Source organism: uncultured Pseudacidovorax sp. (assembly GCF_913773995.1).
Lineage (GTDB): Bacteria > Pseudomonadota > Gammaproteobacteria > Burkholderiales > Burkholderiaceae_C > Xenophilus.
In genome coordinates this window covers 1-3,072 of sequence record NZ_CAJYES010000074.1, presented here as the reverse complement: position 1 = coordinate 3,072, position 3,072 = coordinate 1, and the positions used below count along the sequence as shown (strand labels likewise).

Genomic DNA, 3,072 nt, shown 5'->3' with positions numbered 1-3,072 from the left:
CTCGCTGGCGACCGTGGCCGGCTTGCCACGGCCCTTGGCGGATGCGGGCTTCGCCGCAGCCGCGCGCGCCTCCGGCTTGGGGGACGCGGCCTCTTTCGGCGACGAAGGTGCGTCTGCCTTGCCCGCGGCCCGAGGGGCCTTCTCCGCGGCAGTCGATGAATCCATGCCGTGCTCCCGAACGATCTGCCGCGCCGGCTTGTCGCTGCGCAGGCCCTGGAAGACGGCCTGTCGCACCTTGCCCTCGCGCGTCCACTGGCCGAAGGCCACTTCCGCGACCAGCTCGGGCCGCACCCATTGCGCCTTCTCGCCCGCCGGTCGGGGGGTAAAGGGGCATTCGTCCTGGTCGAGTGCCTGCAGCTGCGCATGCATCTCGGCCAGGCGGCGCTGGTCGAAGCCGGTGCCGACATTGCCCGCATGCTTCAAGTCGCCTTGCTCGTCGTACACGCCGAGCAACAGCGCGCCGAAGCCGCTGCGGCTGCCGCGCGGCGCGGTATAGCCGCCGATGACGAACTCTTGCCGCAACTGGTGCTTGAGCTTGATCCACGCTGGCGAACGGCCGCTGAAGTAGGGGCTGTCCAGCCGCTTGCCGACGATGCCCTCGAAGCCGAGCCCCGCCGCCGAGGCCAGCAGGTCGCGCGGCGCGGCATCGAAGGCTTCGCTGAAGCGCAGCGATGGCGGCAGTTCGCCGGCGTCGAAGATAGTGCGCAACGCCTCGCGCCGCAGCGACAGCGGCTCATCGCGCAAGTCGCGGCCCCCCACGAAGGGCGCGTCGAACAGCCAGTAGACGATGGGCGCCGTGGCCTGCAGGTCGAAGGCGTTCTGCAGGGCCTGGAAGTCGGGCGCGTCGTTCGCGCCCAGCACGCCGATCTCGCCATCGAGCCACGCGTTTCGCACGGGCAGTCGGGCCAGGGCGCGGGCCAGTTCGGGCAGGCGCTCGGTCCAGTCGTGGCCATTGCGGGTGAAGCAGCGCACACGGCCGCGGCTATCGATGCGAGTCAGCAGGCGGTAGCCGTCGAACTTGAGTTCCCAGGCCCATTGCACGGGCTCGGGCGGCGGGCCGTCGGCCAGCACCGCGAGCTGGGGCACGAGGCTGTCGGGTAGCGCCGCGGCCTGGCCGGGCAGTTGCACCTTGTCGGCGTCCTTGGACTTGCGCTTTTTGGCGGGGGTGTCGGCGGGCGTGGTGCCGGCTTTGCCAGGGCCACGGGTCGCGGATTCGCTGTCGGCCGCGGCGTTGGCAGCTGCCGGGGCGGCGGCGGTGTCGGCCTCGGGCCGGCCAATGTGCCGCACGCTGTCCGGCGCGGCCTCGGTCACGTCGTAGTCGGCCAACGGCCGGGCGGCCGCATCCTCGTCCTTGATCAGCAACCAGCTGGGTTTCTTCTCATCCTTGCCGTGCATGCGCACCAGCGTCCAGCGGCCATGGAGCTTGTGGCCCTGCAGCGTGAAGCTGAGCTTGCCGGCGCGTAGCCCGGCGCGGGCGTCGCCCTCGGGCAGCCAGGTGCCGCGGTCCCATACGATCACCGTCCCGGCGCCGTACTGGCCTTCGGGAATGCGGCCCTCGAAGTCGCCGTAGGCGATGGGGTGGTCTTCCACCTCGACGGCCATGCGCTTGACCGCAGGGTCAAGACAGGGCCCCTTGGGAACGGCCCAGCTCTTGAGCGTGCCGTCCAGCTCCAGCCGGAAGTCGTAGTGCAGGCGCGTGGCGTCGTGCTTCTGCACCACGAAGGCCAGGGCCTCCACGCCCGGCTCGCCGCCGAGGCGGGGCTCGGGGGTCCGCTGGAAGTCGCGCTTGCGGTGGTAGTCGGCAAGGGCCTGGGCGGCATCCGCCGCGCCGGGCCGGGTGGTGGTGCCGCCTGGCCCAGCCTTCCTGGCCGTCTTGGTGGCGTCAGCCTTTCGCACGGTACTGGCGGCCGTCTTGCGTGCGGCGGCTGGCTTCCGTCGGGCAGGTGTCTTGCGGGTGGCGGTGGCCATGGGGCGATCAGCGGCGCATGGGTTGATGCGTTGGAGGAGCGGGGGCTGCCCTTCAGCCTGCGCTCAAGCCGCCCTGCGGCGCGGCGCCGTCTTGCGGGCCGTCGAAGACTTCGCAGCGGCCCGCTTGGCCGGCGCCTTGGCGGCGGTGCGCTTGGCCGAAGCGCGTTTCGTGCGCGAGCTGCCGTCTTCCTCGCCCTCGTCCGCTTCTTCGTCTTCGTCGTCCTTGGCCGCAGTCCGGCCCTTGCCCCCTCGGAGGCTGCGCTGCAGCAACTCGGTCAGGTCAAGGATCTTGGCGCCCGAGCTGGCCTGTTCCTGCGGCTCCAGCTTGGCGACGTCCTGCGCCTGGCCGGCCTCGGCCTTGCGCTCGACCAGCGCCATGATGCGGTCGCGGAAGCGGTCCTCGTACTCCTCGGGGTTCCAGTCGCCCGCCATGTCGTCGATGAGTTGCTCGGCCATCTTCAGCTCGCGGTCGTTCACGCCGGCCTTGCGGGCGTCGGCATCGGGCAGCGGCAGGCCTTCCCAGGAGCGGATGTCCGCGCCCCAGCGCAGCAGATTGAGCACCAGGCCCGGCCCGGCGGGCACCAGCGCCGCCAGGTGCTCCTTGGTCTGGATCACCACCCGCGCCACACCGATGCGCCCGGTGCGCACCAGGGCCTCGCGCAGCAGGGCGTACACCTTGGCGCCGCGCTGGATGGGCGCCGTGTAGTAGGGCCGGTCGAGGTGGATGAAGGGAATGCCGTCGGCCGGCACGAAGCGCTCGATCTCGATGGTCTGCAGCGTGCGCGGATAGGCGTCGGCGATCTCCTTGTCGGTCAGCACCACGTACTGGCCGTCCTCCCATTCGACGCCGCGCACGATGTTCTCGCGGGCGATCTCCTTGCCCGTCTTCTTGTTGATGCGCTTGTAGCCCACGTGGTCCATGGTGCGCTTGTCCAGCCAGTCGAAATCGATGCTGCCGTCCTGCGTGGCCGAGTACAGCGCCACCGGGATGTGGACGAGTCCGAAGCTGATGGCGCCCTTCCACAGGACGCGCGGGCTGGATGCGGGCATGGCAAGGCTCTCCGTGCGGGGGAGCGCCAATCTAGGCCGACCTGCCCAGCATGG

General features: G+C 70.8%; 2 protein-coding genes. Both read right to left on the bottom strand.

The window, feature by feature from the left end; all coding sequences use genetic code 11:
• A partial coding sequence (ligD, locus tag QZ772_RS06305) for a non-homologous end-joining DNA ligase (protein ID WP_295524082.1) occupies positions 1 to 1,968 on the bottom strand: 1,968 nt, incomplete at its 3' end.
• A gap of 63 nt (positions 1,969 to 2,031) precedes the next feature.
• A complete protein-coding gene (locus tag QZ772_RS06300; RefSeq protein ID WP_295524081.1) occupies positions 2,032 to 3,018 on the bottom strand; it encodes a Ku protein in 987 nt (328 codons plus the stop codon).
• Positions 3,019 to 3,072: the final 54 nt, after the last annotated feature.